Origin of the sequence: Mesorhizobium sp. M7A.F.Ca.CA.002.09.1.1, from assembly GCF_003998555.1 — a bacterium.
Classification (GTDB): domain Bacteria; phylum Pseudomonadota; class Alphaproteobacteria; order Rhizobiales; family Rhizobiaceae; genus Mesorhizobium; species Mesorhizobium ciceri.
This window is the reverse complement of record NZ_RZRR01000784.1, coordinates 1-2,658: the sequence shown is the minus strand read 5'-3', so window position 1 is coordinate 2,658 and position 2,658 is coordinate 1. Positions and strand designations below refer to the sequence as shown.

3 protein-coding genes are annotated in these 2,658 nt (G+C 65.6%); all 3 read right to left on the bottom strand.

All coding sequences use genetic code 11. The features are described 5' to 3' along the window. Nucleotides 1–270, bottom strand: a 270-nt coding sequence (locus EN994_RS26185) for a class I fructose-bisphosphate aldolase (protein ID WP_127307930.1), incomplete at its 3' end; no start/stop codon positions are given. A gap of 133 nt (nt 271–403) precedes the next feature. Beyond that, nucleotides 404–1,600 (bottom strand): phosphoglycerate kinase, encoded by a 1,197-nt coding sequence (locus tag EN994_RS26180; RefSeq protein WP_013529247.1) that lies wholly within the window; start codon nt 1,598–1,600, stop codon nt 404–406. A 145-nt stretch (nt 1,601–1,745) separates the two neighbouring features. Then, on the bottom strand, nt 1,746–2,658 hold a 913-nt coding region (locus EN994_RS26175), incomplete at its 5' end, for a cation:proton antiporter (protein ID WP_348631690.1).

Below are 2,658 nucleotides of genomic sequence, written 5' to 3'. Positions count from 1 at the left end.
GGCCGAGTTGATGATGTCGACCAGCGGCGTGCCGTCGGCGGCCTTCTGGCGGATCGTCTCGTCATAGAGGAGGGCGCCGGAGATGTAGCGGGTCATCGCCTCCCTGGTGCGGAACATCATCTCGCGGTAATCGCGGCGGCTGTCGGCGGTCGATTCGACGCCGATGACGTCGAAGCGCTTCTTGATGGTGCCGGAACTTTCGTCGGCGGCCAGCAGGCCCTTGCCATCGGCGACGATCGCAGCGGCAATGTCTTCGAGACGTTCGCTCATTGTTGCTTCTCCTGAAACGGTTGTTCCGCGCTTAACGGAAGTCTACCGCCAAAGGAATGGCATCGGAAAGCTCGAATCGATTGAAGCCTCGGGCGGCCTTGTTCGCTCTCCGAGTGTTGATCGCCTCGGAGCCTCAGCGCTTCAACACATCGACGCCGGGCAGCGGCTTGCCTTCCATCCACTCCAGGAAGGCGCCGCCTGCGGTCGAGACATAGGTGAAGTCGTCGGCGACGCCGGCGTGGTTGAGCGCCGCGACCGTATCGCCACCGCCTGCGACCGAGACCAGCTTGCCTTCCTTGGTGCGCGACGCCGCATGCTTGGCCGCCGCCACCGTCGCATGGTCGAAGGGCGCGATCTCGAAGGCGCCGAGCGGGCCGTTCCAGACCAGTGTCGCGGCGCGGTCGATCCATTCGCCGATGGTCGTCACGGTTTTGGCGCCGACATCGAGGATCATCCCGTCGGCCGGCACATCGGAGATGGCGACGGTCTCGCAGGCCGCGCCCGCCTTGAACTCCCTGGCGACGACGCCGTCGACCGGCAGGATGATGGCGCAGCCGGCCTCGGCCGCCTCGATCATGATCTGCTTGGCGGTTGAGGCGAGATCATGCTCGCACAGCGATTTGCCGACATCGGTGCCGCGCGCGGCGAGGAAGGTGTTGGCCATGCCGCCGCCGATGACCAGCGCGTCGACCTTCTTCACCAAGTTCATCAACAGATCGATCTTGGTCGAGACCTTGGCGCCGCCGACAATGGCGACGACCGGACGAACCGGTTTTCCCAAGCCCTTCTCCAGCGCCTCAAGCTCGGCTTGCATGGTGCGGCCGGCAAAAGCCGGCAACAGATGCGCCAGCCCCTCGGTCGAAGAATGCGCGCGGTGCGCGGCCGAGAAGGCGTCGTTGACGAAGATATCGCCATTGGCGGCGAGTTTTTCGGTGAAGGCCGGGTCATTCTTTTCTTCGGCCTTGTAGAAGCGAGTGTTTTCGAGCAGCAGCACGTCGCCCTTGTTCATGGCGGCGACAGCGCTTCCGGCCGTGTCGCCGACGCAATCCGAGGCGAAACCGACGGGGCGGCCGAGCACTTCTGCCGTGGCTTTGGCGATCGGCTCCAGCGAGAATTCGGGCGAAGGCCCATCCTTGGGTCGGCCGAAATGGGCGAGCAGGATGACCTTGGCGCCCTTGGCCGATAGCTCGGCGATGGTCGGTGCGATGCGTTCGATGCGGGTGGCGTCGGTGACTTTGCCCTCAGTGACAGGCACGTTGAGGTCGACGCGCACCAGCACGCGCTTGCCGCTGATGTTGCCGATATCGTCGAGTGTCTTGAAGGCGGCCATGCGGGTTCCTTTCGCGAAAAACCGGGGGACCATACCCCGCATCGGCGACGATGCAAGGCTTAGGGCGCGCTCGAACCGAAATTTTGAAGTGGGCACGATCTTGCACTGGCGGGCGGATGAATGGCTCCGCTCAATAGCGGGTTTGTCAGCTTTCGGTTGCTGCCTTTTCCGGCGCTGGCTCTGGGGCCGGTTTCTCGTCCGCCCGCGCCTCGTCCGCCTGCGCCTCGGTCGGCTTGCGCCAATTGCGGATGAAGGCGGAAAGACGGTCGCCGATTTCTCCGGCGCTGAGGAAGACCGGCACCCGCGCCACCGGCGCGGTCGGCTCGAACGACAGGCCGAGGCCTATGATCTTCCCCTTGTCGTCGACGTCGCGGACGATCAGTTCTATCGGGCCGAGCAGGACGCGGTCGGCATATTCGGCATGGCCGCCGAGCCGCGCCGTGACCAGCGCTCCAACGGTGAGCTTTTGCTCCGCTTCGGTCAGGCCCGGCGTATAGGCTGCTTCCAGTTCGGCGGCGGGGCGCGCTGGATCGACGGCGAAGGCGCCGAAGAAATCGGCATCTTCGGGATCGACCACGGCACGGCTGGCGAACAGCTTGTCGAGCAGGCGCGGATAGCGATCCGGGACGAAAATGTAGACCTGGTCGCCGGCGGCGAGCCGGCCCATGTCCTGGAAGCGCATCGAACGGCCGTCACGCAGCACCAGCGAGGGTCGCGCCCAGCGTGGGATGCGCTCGCCGCGCGCCACCGGGCTGCCGGGTGCGACGCGATAGGCGAGAAGCTCGTGATGGGCCGAACCCGGCAATTCCAGCTCGACCTTGTCCAGCGGTCCGAGCCGCGCCGGCACGATCAAACCGAGGCGGCGCGCCAGCGGTCCGACCGTCCAGCCCTGGATGACCAGCGAAACCAGAACGATGATGAAGGCGGTGTTGAAGATGACACGGCCATTTTCCAGCCCGCCGAGCAGCGGGGTGATGGCGAGCAGGATCGACACCGCGCCGCGCAGGCCGACCCACGAGACAAAGGCGACTTCGGGGCGCGGCATGCGGAACGGGATC

Coding starts and splice junctions, on each gene's coding strand:
- EN994_RS26180 (WP_013529247.1), bottom strand. CDS start 1,600: ATGGCCGCCTTCAAGACACTCGACGATATCGGCAACATCAGCGGCAAG.